Here is a 17,097-nt window from a genome sequence, read left to right as displayed (position 1 = left end):
AGGATTACATAATGGCAAATTTTAAATATGTAGAAACAATCACTACTTCACAGGACGTGTTGACAAAACTGAAAGAGGAAGTAACAGGGTTTAAGAGTTTCCCATTTGAATCCACTGCAGGCGAGTCTCAGGAACAAAATCTGTGGGAAGTATTTTACGAGGAAAAGGACAGTAGCGACCGAATTCAGGAACTGATTCTTCGTGGAACCATGACCATTGGAACACAAGCAACACCGATTACTAAGCATTTCTATGTAAGTTTTATCAATCATGCTCTGGTACCACGTGTTGTTGCACCAGTTCCAACCTATGAGGAGCACAGTACGTTGACTGTGCAGTTGCTTGAAGGATTCGAAGGTAGCGAACCAACTACACTACCAGTAACTACTCGTCCAACATTCAAGTTGACAGGACATCCGGTACTCTACCAATGGGCACTAGAAAACTATACACCAACGGATCGAAATAAAGAAAAACCTGTATACATGTATGTGAATGTCATGAACAATCGTTTGGCGATGGTTCTCGTTGCCGACCCAGCAGTAAACTTCCTTGATTACAAAAAATCCTTCCTGTATGCAGGTGCATTGAAACCGTTCAAATACAACCTGAATGATGTAGACGGAAACGTAATGCTGACTGCGGGAGCGGTAATTGAAGAACCGGATATCGCTCAGATTGCCACAACAGGAACGTATTACTACGGTCAATATACCTCTGCAGGTAACAACACACTTCAGATGTTGAAAACCAAATCAGGTATTGAATTCCAGCAGCACTATCCTTCCTTTATCACGCAAGCTCCACCAAAAGGTAAAGCTTATCAAGATCCTGAATTGGGTGATACCGGTTTGGAACTGGAACCACAGGGCTTCCAGGCATCTAAATGGACGTCCAAATATCACTTGTCTCCGATCTACGTGGTTCATCCTTATGAGGGCTACCGTGGTCAATTTGATAACTGCATCGCGGTTACGAAGCATAATATCCTTCATCTGGATGAGTTAATTATTGATGTGGAAGGCAAGTCTTGGGACCAAGAGGTGTATCGTTACTTCGATACCGATACAGCACAGAATTTCATGAATCTGTCTGCTAACCAACGCATGGGTGTGGCTATTCTGAAGGAAGTCCGTTATACGGCGTAAGTTAAACTGAATCAAAGCTGAGTCGTATAGATTCAGTGAGAGGGAACTTTCTGAGACTCCACTCAGGGGTTCCCTTTTTTTAGTTGGAAGGGGGCAGTGACGTGAATCAAGTAATCAACAAGTTTGATTTCACCGTTATAGATTACACGACAACTCAGTACGGTTACCTGTTTACAGTCGGAACTACAGGAAGCAGGCCTGAGGATTATCGATTTATATATATGCCTTACAGCCGGTATCCAAGTGTCCTGATGCTTGATTTCTACATGGCAAGATCCATCTCACATGGATTTAATCATCAACTTGTGGAAGCGATTCGCAAGGATCTGGAAGGAGAAGAACGATTTATTGTCCTAAGTGATGCTAAACAGGATAAAGAAGGACTTTTGCGAAGTTCCATGGAAGGATCGAGCTCAGCTACCAAGCAAGGCGATGTCATGGAATTTTCGTTCGAAATGGAGCGATCTGCGTTAATTGAAGCTTTGGAAATGGATCATCAAGACGAAGGCCACAGGCCCGAAGGATTAAAGGATTCATTCATTCATGAAAATATGTCAGAGGGCTGGCGCGTAGATAACGATAAAGAGTTAAAGATTGTCCGTAATTTGGGTCTAACTCGTAATTTTGTGAAGAATCTGGATAAGTTGGAGCCAGGAAAAATCAGTTTCAGGGTTAGTGAATTTGGGATGATTGCGGATTATGCAGATAGTGCAGAGCAAGATAGCAGCTCTGAACTGGAAATTAAGCAATGGATACACGCTGTTCGAAACGACAAACCGGATATGGATGTGGCAGAGGTTTTCGAGAAAGTGGAGAAAATCATTGGACGCCGGACACAAAATGATTTTTTGCTAGAAGCCATTCAGGACCACTTCAGAAGTACAGAACTGGAGAGCAGTCTTCAATCCAGGAAGGTAAGCAAACAAGATGTGGAATTTCTATATCGGGATCTGCTAGGTTTACGAGATGGTCATAAAGAAACATTTGCCGAACAAGCTGCCATGATGGGGAAAAGGGTAGATGATCATCAGCAGTTATCCATTCTATCGGATATGTCGACTGCTTATATTCGTCGCTTTCAGGAAATAAAGTATATGCATTTTGATCGGACATTGCCTTTAGCTCAAAGAATCTCTAACACATCCCAATTGACACTCATGCAAACACTAGGGACAGCTATGCGAGAAACAACCTTTACTGGAATGACTACTGGCAGAATTGTTCAAGCAGTCAGAGACATTGAAGAGAAGATGTTTCTTTCACAACTGAATCAGGCTAGGCGGGTTATTGAGAATGAATTGACTACTCATGAGAGTGTACTTGCCAAACTGAAGGATCGTCAGTACCCCACAGCTCTGCATACCGATATGAGAAGTACGCGAGAAGTCAACGAGCAACTGTACTTTCATGATGATCTAATTCAAAGCAGCCGTGACCAACATCGTAATGCGTTAGTCTTTCGTGCTAGTAATACCCTATGGCATCCGCTCCAAGCTCACAGAATAATAGACAAACATCCGGCAACTACAGCATCCGGTATCATTTTGGCATCCAGAGATATAGGAACTATTACGGATGTGGAAAGGCAGTTTCCTTGGGCTGTTCGGGATCAAGCAGAAGATATGAACGTCATAGGTGATCTGACTACGGGACAAAGAGTTTATTTGGAGAAAATGTATATTGAGCATGAGCGTCCTAAGGCGCGACGGATTTATGTGGTTCATAGTGAGGTAGACCGTCATGCAGAGCGGGGTTATCGTGAAAGTAGGGAGCACGGTTTTGTTTTTAGAGATTTGCAGGAGAGCAGAAGGATTAGTAAGGCTCCGGGGTATATGGAGAGGGAGAGCAGGCTAGGCAAACGAGTGATAGCAGAGGCTCTTGAAATACTCAACAAGCAATCACTCGGTGAAAGAGAAAGCAAGTTAGACAGCTATATTGAGAATAACTTCCATACTGCAAAAACAGAAAAAAGGAATCTGTACATCCCGAACAGCGAGGAAGGTGCAGCAAGAGAAACTGCCTTTGAAAGCTATGCGGCTGGTTCAATAACGGCAGATAGAGCATTAGCTCATGATTTGTGGTTACCTGAGTCGGAGGATCAATTGGCTGACAAAGAATTATTACGTTCTACCATGCTCGAAAAGCTAAATTCGTATGGAAAGAACGATGAACAGAAGCATATACATCTGACTGAGAAACCACTTTTGTTACATAGAGAACGTAAAAAGCTACATCTGGAAACGCTCCGGCAATCCATTCGAGATCGTAGTCGACCAAGCATGATTCGGGATGAGCTCTTGGATAAATTGGTTGGTGGAGGATGGTTGGGGAATAAAGCGTACCCAGGGTATCTGGATGAGGAATTTATTGTTGGGGAGATCTTGGAGAACAGCCCGGCTGTCATTCTGGAGATGATGATGGAAGCTGTGAATAATGCAGACGCTTCGGTTTATTTTGATGAACCGTTTTTGGCTGGGGTTAGAGAGCGGATAGATGCGTTAGTTAATTGTGGGATCTTAACAGCTGACAAAGAAGCAACCAGATCAGGCATCATTTCCTTTAATTTCGAAGGTGCGAAGGAATCTCAGCCAGGTGATATAGGGACAGAACTTGCAGAAGCATCCAGAGAATTGAGCATGGCAGTACTTGAAGATGAATCTAGATCGGCTGAACTGAACAGACGTAATTCTACTCTAGAGACAGATATTTTCGAGGGAGTGAAAATAAAGGAAGATCAGCATGGCGAAATTACGGAAGTCATTTACGGCGCAGATTTTAATGCAAGACCGGCGATTATTGAGTTTGAAGATTCATTAGGTTACCTGAATCCTGGAGGGGCACTATTTCCGGATGACCCAGCGTATGAAGGAAGTCAAGTTGAACGCAGAGGACAAGCCTTTGATGAGTACGGCATAGGCGCAAAATACAAACGGGACGGAATGGTTCTTGACCATGATGTCGTGAGTTCCAATATGAACCGTGAAAGCGTAATTCATACCGAATTTAATATGGGCGGGGTTTCCCGTGATCGCTATGGAATGATGGACGATGAATACACCATGGGTGGTACGAACTTGCGCCAGATGCTTCTGAACAGCGAGTATGCTATTGGTACGACAAAGACTCGCGAGGGATACTCGTTTGATCAACAACCTATTTCTACTAATCCAACAAGAGAAGGTTTAATCAGTGGTGAATACTCCATAGGCACAGCCAAGATTAGACAGTTGTATTTGAATGAGAGCTATTCGATTGGCATGATTGAACCACGTCAGGCAGCTACTGATATCGATTACTCACTGGCAACTATGGAATGGAGATCAGCACTGCTCAGCGACGATTATTCAATAAGTAGCGCGAAATATCGAAATGGAGTAGCTGAGATTGGATATACGCTTGGTTCTATGTGGGCAAGAGAAAGTGCGATGAATATTGAGTTTAACGCAGGGACGCGGCAAGCTTGGGAATCCACTTTGATAAATAATGCTTCTGAAGCGATTAGGGTAGATCGAGATGGATCGGTTCAAGATGAGATATCCCTTGCCACTGCTATAATGAAATATGCGAATCTTGACGATATGCTGACGGCTCATTCCATCATGCGTAAAGGGCAATTCAACGTTGAAATCATTTCGAATAACATGAACAGATTATCTCTCATGCTTGAAGATAACCATTCCACAAGAATCCTGAAAGAGGCATCCGTCCATGAGATTGAGAGTGAAGTTGTCAAGTTAAGCTTAAGTGAATTGCATGATGAGGGTTGCTACGGTGGTAAAGGGTTCAGAGATACCGAATTGGTCGAACTGATCTATGATTCGATAAAGAGTACAAAGGATTCGGCACTGGATCATGACATGATCCTTGGTTACAAGCATACTCATGACGCTTACCTTCATGAGACAACGGATAGCACGATTGAAAAGCTTGCTAATCTTGAAGAACAACTTATAGCGGATAAACCGCAAAATGGTTACCTTGACCTCACGCTACCACTAGGCGGTACAAATCTGAAATATGCAGATGTTCCAGTGGAATCCGTGGGTGGCACGGGGCTCAGTTATGGAGATATACCTGTAGAGATTGTTGGCGGAACAAATCTGAAATACGGTGATGTTCCAGTTGAGATTGTTGGTGGAACAAACTTGAAGTATGGAACAACAGAGATTGTACTCTCAGCGGACAAACCCCAGTACGGCAATATGGAAGAGAATCTGCTCGCCGACAAACCGCAACATGGATATTTGGAAGAGAACATGTACGGTCTGAAAAATGCCAAAGATTCCACTATGGATGAGCAAATTCATGCGCTTAAAAACGGTAAAGAAGCTGATTTGATCCAAACGCTTGAGTTAAATAAAAAGGATCGATCAGCATTCTTGCATGAAAACCTTTTTGGAGGAAAAGCTGAGAGATGGGCTCATACTCATGAGACGATCAATGATGTAGTGAAGCTGCGAAATGGATTGTTGGATCAGGACATGTTCTACGGAAACAAGGAATTTAATGAATCTATTTTGGACATGGAACTTGTTGGCTTCCAATATAAACAGATAGACCTGATCCAAAGCGAATATTCTTACCTTAAAACGAGAGACGTTCATATTGAGGATAACTCTTTCATGAGCTCCAGAAGTTCTTATGACGCGTATAACCACCAATTGGATTCTGGAATGAAATTGTTAAGAAGCACGACTCTGGATTGGGAGCAATTCGCAGCGGGGAAAATGGATCGATATGGTCATTCACATGAAATGGAAAGTGGCGTTGGGGGTGAGCGAGCCGGTGAGCATTTTGATGGGATATACGGGACCACACTCCAGAGGTTTGCATTCTCAGGTGACGAGTTAAGTTACGGAAGTAGTCTTCCGTACACAAGCTACGTTGTTAATGACGGGGAGAGTTTTGGCAGCAAGTTAATAGACCCGGGTTATCTTAGTAAAGATGATTTTAAAGGGATAACTGAGGAACGTGAATCCAGCATAGAAAGAGAATTACCCACTGGAACAGCAAACGCCAGATTATCTGAAATTGAAAATCCTGATTCTCTCATGGCTTCATTTGAAGAACGCTGTTCTCAAGTCATCACAGGTTTTATTTTCGCTGAAAGACCTGAGAAAAGAGCAGAGTATCTGGAACAGTTGCACGCGTTCCTTCCCGAGAGAACAGCTCATCTTATGGAACTGTATCACGAAGCCAAGATGGAACCACGTGAGAGCTTCACACTGACGGATCACCCGGTGGCTGAACGGGAATCCGCCGAGGCTTACATTCCAATGATGGACACCATGGCGCAGGGGCTTATCTTCGATTATTCGGAAGATCTGCTGGATCGAGGAATGGATCCTGAAGACTGGGAAGGCGGGTTGGGTGTGCCGGAGGATTATGATCCGAATGATCCGTTTAATGTGTACTATCCGTATTCCAAGGATATGGATGCGTTGGAGTTGTCTCAGTCCGATGATTGGACTAAATTCGGTCAAGGCGATTGGGATCGGGATCAATTGCTTGGAAAGTTTTATTCCAAGGAAGATACGAAGGACATCAGTGGATGGTATCGTAATAATTTCCTGGCTGAGACGTATAAATTCTCCATTGATTTCAAGGTAGATACAAGTACGGATGGGGATGGCGCAGGAATTATTTTCAAATACTTCGATGAACATAATTATTGGATGTTTATGGTTCACGGAGGAGACAGCGATAACAGTCTGGATATGAGAACGCCGATGCAGCTATATAAAATCGTTGCTGGCAATCCAACTGCAGTGGGTTCCCCGATGCAACCTTTCAAGTGGGAGAAGGATAAATGGTATACATTGTCCGTATCAGTAATGCAAAATAAGATCCAGATCTACACAGATTCGAAATTGCAATATGATCTGACGGGCACCGATTAACTCGGTGCTCTTTTTGTCGTATAGAGAGAATGGGAGGTGATTGGTATGGGTCATACATTTGGTTTGTTCTCCAAATCACAGAAAGGTGTATTGTTCGCGAATATGAGAGCGAAGATTGCGGACGAGAGTTACAGCAACCCCAATAACCCTGCGTATTTACCGCAGAGTCCCAATGCACCGAGGAGTGAAACGGACCGGCACGGCGAAGAAAATAATCCTATTCTGGGTGATCCAGGGTACGGTCAGATCGGACGATGGCAGACGGTTCAATTGGATGCACTGGAGAACAGTATTGATCAGATCATTGAGCAATATCTGAAGGATAAGTCCTGGTATGCGAGTGTGCGATGCCGTGAAGCACTGTGGAATATGTACCGCAGGATTGAATGGTGGGTAGAACAGCAGCAGCCTCCAGATAAAACACAATATCAGAGAGTTCTGCAAATGGTGAAAGACTGTATTTACAAAATTCTTGAAAACGCCCAGAAGCCTGGCGGTAGTCATCATGGTGTGTCATTGCCGATCTGTCCGGCACCCTACTACCATCATTTTAGTGGGAATTACTTCAATCATTTTGATGCAACCGTATATGAGATTCCGCTCTTTTCGATGAAAAAAGACGTCCCATTCTCGAATAAATTCCCTGATTTCTTCAGATATGTGTCCTCAACGGAGGATCAGGAATGGGCAGCTGTCCACTCCGTAGGCCGAAATGAACAATCTGGTTCAGAGATGATCTTGAAACTGGACCTAGGACTTCTGGAGATTGGCAACTCATCCAAAATTACGTTTAACTGGCGTGTGAAGCGTTATGGACAGATCAGGTTCAAGTACCTGGCTAGTGCCAAGCGCGGTAATGGCATGCTGTTCTATATTAATGGGCAGCAAGTCGGAGGTGAATGGAGCGAGAATAGCGGATGGCAGGAAGCTGCATTTACGTTGCAGCCAGGACAGATGTACAAGTTCGACTGGTTAATTCGTAAAATGAGACCTGAAGTGTGGCAGAACAATGGCATTTATATCAAGGATGTTGAGGTCGTTGAGATTGTGGATACACGCAAGCCGCCTGCTCCTTTGGATATTGATCTGGATGGGGAGGGAAGTGATAGTGATTGGTATGTAAAGTCTTCAAAAAGCATTGCACAAGCCCATTTTCAAGCTCAGTTCATTACAGATGAAGATCGAAGTAAAACGATGAAAATGGATTTGGATAATGAATGTGACGGTACAGTTTCTTTTGCTTACTTCATGGGAGTAGATAAAGAATCATATCCAACTATAGATTATGAATTGTTTTTTGATGACATTTTTGAATCCAGAACTCAGCATGGAGAAAGCAGGCATGGTAGCCATGCTCAATCTTTACACGGTGTAGAGTGGAATATCAATGAGGAATATTCAGAAACAACAGCTAATCAAGCCAAGATTGAATACGAAATTATAGCAGGTCCTGAGACGACTGTAGATTTAAGAGGTGTAGTTGAAGTTATATGTCCAACGTACGAGATTGATTATTGGGAACCATCGCTTCATGGTCAAGGGATTGGGAGTTATCAGTGGCAGATGTCGGGCAGTCCGCCATGGGTAAGATCAGGGAATGTATTAAGACTGGATGAACCTATAGAAGGGGATATGATTGCTCAAACCGAAGTGAACTTGCAAGATGAGGGTTGGTTTTTGTTTAGTTATTCTCATCAATTACGAGCTACGGAATCGTTCGAGGTGACTGTAAATGGCATGCTTGAATACTATTCAACGATGCATAGCCAGGGGGAGCAGATACGAATTCCGCTAGAGGAAGGTTTAAATATTATCCAATTCTATATTCGAGATTATTACACTGAGCAGCCTTTCATCGATAACATAGAAAAATTATTCACGTACGGGAACAATACTGGGAATACATATCGAACTGTAACTGATCTAGGCTCGTATGTTGATGTGACTCGTGGATGGGATGTAACAGATGCAGGAGCTAGAACAGAAAAATCTGGTGATACAATTAGATATAATGCAGAGTTAAATCCTGGAGCTAAGTTTAGCATTCAAGAGCATATGCGTATCTATCCAGCGATGGACTCGTCATACGATCCAGACAAAGGGGTAACAAGAGATTTTAACGTTTTTGAAGAATTGTTTAATGAGGAAGGCAAGTATCATGAAGCATTAAGATTCTCTGGAAACTGGGTGTGGAAAAAAATTGTAAACGGTGATGGGGTTATGTGGGCACAGGGGCATGATCAGGATTTTATATGTGATTTTGAAGCTCATTTAGATAATTCTGGTTACATCTGTTGGCAATACGGAGGGCAATTTGATCCGGGAGAAAAATTGGAACTACAAATTGATGGTGTCTCTGTATGGACAGGCAGTCAGTCGAATGACAGAGAAGGGACCAATTGTATGTATCCTCTACCTTCGGGGAATCATCAATTCCGATGGAGATACCGTGACGGTAAAAAATATACACCAGGTAACGGAGATGGGGGGGTGGAAGATTCCACTGGACCAGGTACGGGAACTGATCAGCAAGGCGATACAACGAAAGATCCATATGGAGTGAAGTGTTATACAGGAGATTCAAAAACGAATAACATCCAGTACGCGCAAAAATCATATGGAGGGCATTCGCCACGTGCTGCTAAGTTTGATGCAACCAATAGAGGTGAAGTTTACTCATCCTCTGGTCAAGCGTACGCATTGGGTGTTACTAAGCAAAATTCGACAATTGTTCGTACGTTTACTGCCCCTAAGATTGGAAGTTTCAATTACTCTGAATTGTTGACAGTCTATCCAGTAACAAAGAGAAGAGTCTTTGTGAAAAGAGAACTAAATAATAAGAGTGCTCAATATGATCGTGCTGAAACTATTAACAAATCAAATGGTACAGTGGACTATTACTCATTGGATGTTTCTGGAAACAACCCTCAAAGTCCTGAATATAGTTTATTTGGCTCAGATACCAAGAAGATAACTTTTGAATTCTATTGTGTTGAATCATTTGATATTAAATTTAAATATTTGTGTTACCTGTTACAAGATTCAATTCAAGCCGGGCGACTTAGGGTTGCTTATTATCCTAAAGATAAAGCAAGTCAAGCGGTAACAATTCTTGATTGTAACGATAATTTTGGAGATCAAAAAGGATATAATAGCAAAAGTATTGATGAAACAAAATGGAAAAAAGCAGAAAAGTTTTCTATTCCAATTACAGTTGAGAAACCTGGAAAATATACATTAATTATAGGTCTTACTGATACTTATAATGGGCGTGAAAGAGGAAAAGAAGGTAATTACTATTATGCAGCCATCAAAGATCTTGTGGTTCGCACGGATGATCCTGATGGTGTGAATCAAAATAAACTGCTAAATCCAGTCTTGGTGGATCGATCAACTTATGTGAATGTGCAGTGGTTTGATTTAACAGACGAAAAAAACAAATTTAATCCTATTAAAGTATCCGTTGAAAATGGTCAAAAAGTTAGCGATTTCATTAACAGCCCTCCCTCATTAATACCCGGGCACAAATATAAAGTGGTTTACACACTTATTAAAGATAAAACCTCAACCAACGCGACAGGTCTTGATGCAGGTGGATTTACATTAAGTGAAGGTAGTTTTTCCGAGAGATGGCCTAACTACTGTATTGATGCAAGTGGAAACATGTTCCCTGAAGGCAATTCCCCTCACCCAGGCAAGGATCCATCGAATCCACCAGACACTACAACACCAGATGGTGGGAGTCATGCTTGGCTAGATGTTATTCGTCTATATAAAAATAACAGCAGAGCGTGTTCTGGGACGAAAATCGTTATTGAAACCTTCGAAGAAGGGAAATTTCTTCATTCCCGAGATCTGACGAATCAAGATGACACATTGGTTACAATTGAAGTTGAAAATACCTCAGATGAGAAGCGGAAGTATGAAGTTCAAGTTCGTTTTGTACAAGATTGTCCTGGAGATGGCGCCATGATCTGGGGAGGTAAACTTAATATTGATGACATTATTAAAGTTGATCCATCCTGGGCTGAGGTGACTCACTTTGAAGTTTGGAATAACAAACCGATCTGGATGGGCGGCTGCGATAACAGTAATATGCGCGTGAAAATTACCCGTGAGGACGGAAAAGTGTTATGGGATGAAAAGTATTACGGAGATGGTTTCCGTGGCTTCGAACTGAATGATCTGGCTCCCAAGCCTTATAGCAAGTATAAGGTGGAGATTACAACAGATCAGAAGGGGCAGATCAGCGACTGGACAGGAAAACGATATCTGACCACCTTCCGGGTGCATGACTTCAAAGCCTACGAACGATGGGTGTGGGTACCAGAGCCGTTTGATTGTCAGCTGGATTTTTTCATTGACGATGAGCTGATCAAAACATTCACTCAAGAGGGTGGATACTATACCTTTTCACATCCAGTGCCCAAGGGCAAACATGAATTCAAATGGGTGTTCACCTCGCTTCAGGAAGTGGGTACGCGTAGTTACGAATACGCTAATCTGGACTGGATGGAACTGACCAACTGGATCTGTGATGACGTCTATGTCATTCCTTACTGCGAAGGCGGTGGAGGAGACAAGTGTGTTGAAGCGCTTATTAAATGCCTGCTGGAAGTATGGAAAGCACGGCCTAAGATGTGTGTAATCGGTAAACGCATCTGGTTATTCACGTAAAGAAAGGAGGAGCAGTATGGGTGTTGCAAGATTAAAAGAGTCAGGCAGGATATATGAGGATGCGTTCGCAACCGCCAGCCTGGATTCCAAATGGGAAGTACTCCCTAACGATACTACTCGCTATGAAGCGGGTAGTGGCAGCCTGGTGCTCAATCATGGTCCAGATCCACTGTATATGTTCTATAAGCCTCTGACAGATATGAAGCAATTCGTCATGGATGTGAAAAACAATTATCATCCCGATACGGAGGGATGTTATGGTGGGATTATTGTTTTGGTAGACGAACATAATTACATGGAGATTGAAGAGTTTCTGGATATGTCTTTGCCTACGCCTTTGTTAAAGACCTACCCGTGGATACGTTTGATTCGAGATTACAACTATTACACGGCGTATTGGTCGGATGATGGTATGATGTGGAACATCATTGGTTCTGTAGAACTTGTGGGAGCTCCTAAAATAGGTCTCTATCTGAAGGGTGAAGGAGATCATCCCATGCATGTTCAGTATATTCGAATTAACAAAGGAACATCTATTGCCGTAGACAATCTGACCAAAGGAACTGTGGTTGATCTAATCGATCAGAATGGTGTTGTGCTTGAATCCAGGGTATGCCGATCTAAAGAGACGGTTGTACATTTTAACATGGATCCTTATGCATATCCGTTTGAAGGCAATTTTGGGATTAGGCTTCCAGATGGAAATCGGTTTCAGGCCATAGATTCTATAAAGCTATACCGAGGAGACCTCATGTATTTTGAGGTTACACCAGATCTGTATTACAAAGAGTCAAATCCTGAAACAGGAGAAGATTTCGATATGCTTCTCTATCCCAATACGGATCGGTTTCTAGGCTATTTAACGGCAGGTGGTTCCGCTACACAAGAAGTTCGAATGTTTGCTAAAAACCCCATGATATCAGGAGACTTTAAAAATGTAACCTTTGCGCTCACAAGCGGTACGGATAAAGTGCAGATTGCGCCTGATGTTGATGGCATTCCTGGGTCCTTTAGCTACTCGGTCACCGCATTTACCATTTTGCCAGGAGCGTCCTATCGATTTTGGCTGCGAATGGAAAGGGAAGAGTCTCAAGACAGGTATGCTTCTCAGGTCAAATTTTCGTTACAGATGTATTCGACATACATATGACTTAATCGAATTGGACTAATTACGTATAGAGCAAGTAAGGCATGAATGGAGGTGGTCAAATGTCAGTAAGAATTAACCAGTCTCATCGATCATCCGCCAAGAGTCATAAGGAATTGAGTGATATTGGGGTCCGTACGCATGATGAGATTGATTCCTGTCTTGCAGAGTTGGAAGAAGCCAGAGGGTCTGCACTCAGTCTAGGTGACCGAATCACTCGCGTAGAAGAGTCTGCAAGCGATAGTCGAGATGCTGTTAAAGATCATGAGCAGAGACTAGGCGATGTTGAGACTAAGGTTATCTCAAACAGCTCACGACTGGATGATGTTCAGCAGGATATTCTGACGGCAAGAGCAGATGTCAATACTCTTTCTAAGGGCCAGGATGACCATGAGAAGAGGTTGAGCCTCGCTGAGACGGAAATAAAAGAAGCACGTGGAGCAGAGGCATCCATAGATCATCGATTTGACACGTTGGAGAAAGCGATTGAAGTTGTAGCGAAGCAACCCATTCAGGATCTCAGTGTTACCAATCCCACGTATCTAGATACAAATAACAGTGTTCAAGTTACGATTAATGCAGGACGAGCCAGTATCAATAAGGTTATTGTAGATCAGTTTACTCAGACATTCAGCATCCCGGACATTGTGGCAAACACAACATATTATATTTTCCTTCATGAAAATGGGGAGTACTCTTATAGTTCAGATCAAAAAGAGCCCAAGGATGCCATGATCATTGGTGGACTCGATGTCGGAGTTTCTCCAACAACTTCACTTACAGCTTTGGATTTCAGGTATTTCTTAACAAAGGGTTCTATTGAAAATGACATGTCTGTATTGGGAGTTCGTGTAGATGATCTGGAAAAAAACGTTGGTGAGCAGACCGCAACAATTGCTTCACATCATACGGCGATCGAAGCGATGGAAGCCCAATTAGAAGCAACTGCTGAAGAAGTTGTGGTTTCAAGAGAAGATAAAAACGGAGTCGTCTATGATGCTCTCAAGGACAGACTCGACAACATGCAGAGTCGTCTTGAACTCGCTGAGAGTCGAGGCACCATGGAGCATCAATCCGTATTTCATTTCACTTCTGCTCCTAACAGCAGGTTGTCGACGACAAGGGATTTTCAAGTGCCCAGATATGTGATTGGTTCGAATTCCGCAGAGGTATTTCTGGACGGAATACGCATGGATGCAGGAGACGATTACATTGAATATAATGATACGCTTATACGGTTTACTTTTGATGTGCCCAGGGAAGCGCGGGTAACGGTCATTGGTCGTGGGTCTATTATTAACACCACTTCGGTAACCGAATATACCTATTATCCAGATGGAAAAGTACATACCGAGAAGATTGATGGAGGAATTAACCGCACTATTGAGCACTTTTATAGCCCGGATGGAAATCTGGAACGACAAGAGGTTACGGAGAGTAACGGACAGATTAAGTCTATTGAGTATCAGCGTGACATTACGGGTAAAGTACTGCGCGAAATCAACAACGGTGCAGATTATTATGTACTTCAAGGTGGTGCTACCTTCGATGACACGGACATCCGGAGGAGGCTTGTCTTTCTTGAAGGAAGTACACTTGAGCTCGATGTCGTGTATAACTACCTCTCTAATGGTGACATCGAGTCAGAAGAAGTGTTCTCCGTAGAATTGACACCGCAGCTATTGAAGAAAACATCGTTCACTTACAATACAGATGGTACCGTTAAGACCGAGACATTGATCTATGACGGCCAGGGCGTTCAAAAGGCGTTTGAATACGATGCTAGCGGTAACATCAAACAAGTAAAAATTAGAAAGGTTGTGATTTGACGTGACGAGGACCGTGCAGGATGTGAAATTTGCTCTACATACCATTATGGATAAATTAGTGGGCAATCACTCGGAGCCATACAGTACAGAGGAGATTGAAATTCTGATCTTTGCTTTTGAGAGCAATATTCTGTTTGATAATGTGGCTCATAAATTTCTGCCTTCACTGAAAGGGCTACCTGAAATTCATGAGGCTGCTGCTAGTGGTTTGGAGACAGAGCATGGAGTTGGGGACAAAGAACAGTCTTATCAAGAGAATCTCATAAATGAGAGAAGCGACATGGTGAAAACAGTCTTGTTTACTGTTATTAAGGAACATATTTTTCGTGATATGAGTTTAAGATTCGGGACTTAAGGAGGTATTAGAGTGGCTGAGAACATTCTACTAAGCGCGCTACGAAGATACGAGTTTTATTCTTACTCGTCCACATTTATTTCAGAACTCTATAAAATTGTAAGTCAAGAGTTATATGGAGATACCAACTGGGAATGGGATTACAATACAACGAATGAATACTCGATTCCAAGAAGCTGGAATAGTACCAGTAGATTTACAGGAAACCAAGGAACGATAACGGCAAAAAATAAGAATGATCCAAGTTTATTTTTTACAATAAGTATGAACATCTCAAGATTTTATACTAATTATTATACTAATGACTACACACGGAGTTATTTACTTAGAACTGGATATAGAAACAATGGCTCAGTAGTGAAACCTGATCTTTATACTGAAGTAGGCGCTGTGTCAGAAATACCACTAAATACCTGCATCAATGAGGCCTATTCGGACAGAAGCACTGCCCCAAATGTATACTGGAAATGGAGCTTATTCAGCTCACAGCATTATATTTTCATGTTAGGTGAACCACAGAATGCTACTGACGTAGCGTATCCAGTAAGATTGTATCTCGGAAAATTGAAACCTTTCGAAAATGAGGACCCTTTAGTAGCTAACGATTTTGTAGGCGTTTTCGGACATTATCCTCTAGGGTTGAACATGTCGGACGACGAATTAAAGTTTAGTACAGGGCGAGGCTATGTGAGAACATCAAGAAACGGCACAGCCAATGCTTTATATCACTTTTCAACAAGTTCTCAAGTCTCTTCTCCGGGTTTGGGTGGGAGGTACTTTGTTTCGCCCTTCTATGTATGGCATGAATCAGAAGGTGTTCGTGGAGAGTTTTATGGTATTAGAACAGCTGTTTTGAGGGATGCAGGTATGTATCCCGATGGTTCTATTCTAGATCTTGGAGACGAACGCTATTATGTTTTTCATGTTATGAACCAGCAGCATCCCGCAACACATCAAGGTTTTTATGCAAGCAATGGAGCTTACTACAATGGCCAACCCTATTTCTTTGACTCCCCCTTACTCCTCGGCGGCGGGCAGCGGGTGCTGCTTTTCGAAATTGAGAAGGAGGTGTAGGGCATGACCATGATTCGCAGACACGAGTTTACCAGTACGCTAAGCTTATTTACTTCAACACTTGTTAACACATTGAAAGATGCACTTGATCCTTACTGGGATACCCTACATACGGCCGAAACGACTTACGCCAACTGGGGTAATGCGCTGCTTACCAATAAAAAAAATATATCCATGCGTTTTACCATGTGTGTATGGGCGCACGCCAGAGGAGTCAACATTCGCTGGGGACTGAAGAACCTGGGAAACAATGTGGCATCACCAGATCTATTCGTAAATCCGCCCGTGGACACGGATAAATTCATGACGGAAACGCCATTTTTGTGTCATAACGTGCAGTACAATGTGAACTATAAGTGGTCTGTAATTACGAATGAGGACATCCTGTTTATCCATGGAGAAAGTCTGAATTACCCGGAACGAGCGTACCCAGTACGAATATTCCTAGGCAAATGCCAGCCACTAGAGCAAGAAGACCCGGCGATTGCCAATAAATTTTATGGCGTTTTCCCACATATGCCTTTATCCGCTTCGGATAACAACATAACAGATCAATACGATACACCGAGGGGTGTGGTTATGACTTCACGGAATGGAACGGAGTATGCACTTTATAATTTTGGAACAGAGTCGATTCCTTCCCCAGGTGTGGGTTCCAGATATTATGTTACACCTTTCATGGTCTATCATCCATCTGAAGGGGCTAGGGGTGAATTCAAGGGTATGCGCTCCATTGTATTTAAAAACAGTGCACAGCACCCGGACGGATCGATCCTCGATCTTGGCAATGATGGCAAGTACTACGTCTTTCATGTCGTAGATCAGGATTACCCGAATACAGACTATGGACGTTATTACTACAATTCGAACCAAGTTCCAGTGTATTCAAGACCAAAGTTCTTCCATGGTGCCCGACTGCTTGGTGGGGGGCAGAGAGCTTTACTTTTCCAAATATAGGAGGTGTCGA

The 17,097-nt window shown here is 42.8% G+C and carries 8 protein-coding genes; all 8 read left to right on the top strand.

Annotated features, from left to right (window positions below; translation table 11 throughout):
* The first annotated feature begins 11 nt into the window (after positions 1-11).
* The 8 genes from MKX40_RS19740 (at position 12) to MKX40_RS19705 (ending at position 17,087) form a co-directional block, all read left to right on the top strand.
* Positions 12-1,148 carry a hypothetical protein gene (locus tag MKX40_RS19740; protein WP_339235326.1) on the top strand — a complete coding sequence of 379 codons (1,137 nt, stop codon included), beginning with the start codon at positions 12-14 and terminating at the stop codon, positions 1,146-1,148.
* A 101-nt stretch (positions 1,149-1,249) separates the two neighbouring features.
* Positions 1,250-7,048: a hypothetical protein gene (locus MKX40_RS19735; RefSeq protein ID WP_339235324.1), complete on the top strand. Its 5,799-nt coding sequence runs from the start codon at positions 1,250-1,252 to the stop codon at positions 7,046-7,048.
* Positions 7,049-7,093: 45 nt separating this feature from the next.
* Positions 7,094-11,725: a hypothetical protein gene (locus MKX40_RS19730; RefSeq protein ID WP_339235322.1), complete on the top strand. Its 4,632-nt coding sequence runs from the start codon at positions 7,094-7,096 to the stop codon at positions 11,723-11,725.
* Positions 11,726-11,741: 16 nt separating this feature from the next.
* Positions 11,742-12,875, top strand: coding sequence for a hypothetical protein (locus MKX40_RS19725; protein WP_339235320.1), 1,134 nt, complete (start codon positions 11,742-11,744; stop codon positions 12,873-12,875).
* A 59-nt stretch (positions 12,876-12,934) separates the two neighbouring features.
* Positions 12,935-14,701, top strand: a complete 1,767-nt coding sequence (locus tag MKX40_RS19720) for a hypothetical protein (protein ID WP_339235318.1) — start codon at positions 12,935-12,937, stop codon at positions 14,699-14,701.
* Between the two features lies 1 nt (position 14,702).
* The gene (locus MKX40_RS19715) at positions 14,703-15,056 is read left to right on the top strand and encodes a hypothetical protein (protein ID WP_339235317.1); all 354 of its coding nucleotides are present in this window, start codon (positions 14,703-14,705) and stop codon (positions 15,054-15,056) included.
* Positions 15,057-15,068: 12 nt separating this feature from the next.
* The gene (locus MKX40_RS19710) at positions 15,069-16,130 is read left to right on the top strand and encodes a hypothetical protein (RefSeq protein ID WP_339235315.1); all 1,062 of its coding nucleotides are present in this window, start codon (positions 15,069-15,071) and stop codon (positions 16,128-16,130) included.
* Positions 16,131-16,133: 3 nt separating this feature from the next.
* The gene (locus MKX40_RS19705; protein ID WP_339235312.1) at positions 16,134-17,087 is read left to right on the top strand and encodes a hypothetical protein; all 954 of its coding nucleotides are present in this window, start codon (positions 16,134-16,136) and stop codon (positions 17,085-17,087) included.
* Positions 17,088-17,097 lie beyond the last annotated feature (10 nt).

The sequence above is a fragment of the Paenibacillus sp. FSL R5-0517 genome, from assembly GCF_037974355.1.
Taxonomy (GTDB): Bacteria; Bacillota; Bacilli; order Paenibacillales; family Paenibacillaceae; genus Paenibacillus.
The sequence above is the reverse complement of the archived record's forward strand: the minus strand, read 5'-3'. Positions and strand labels throughout refer to the sequence as shown.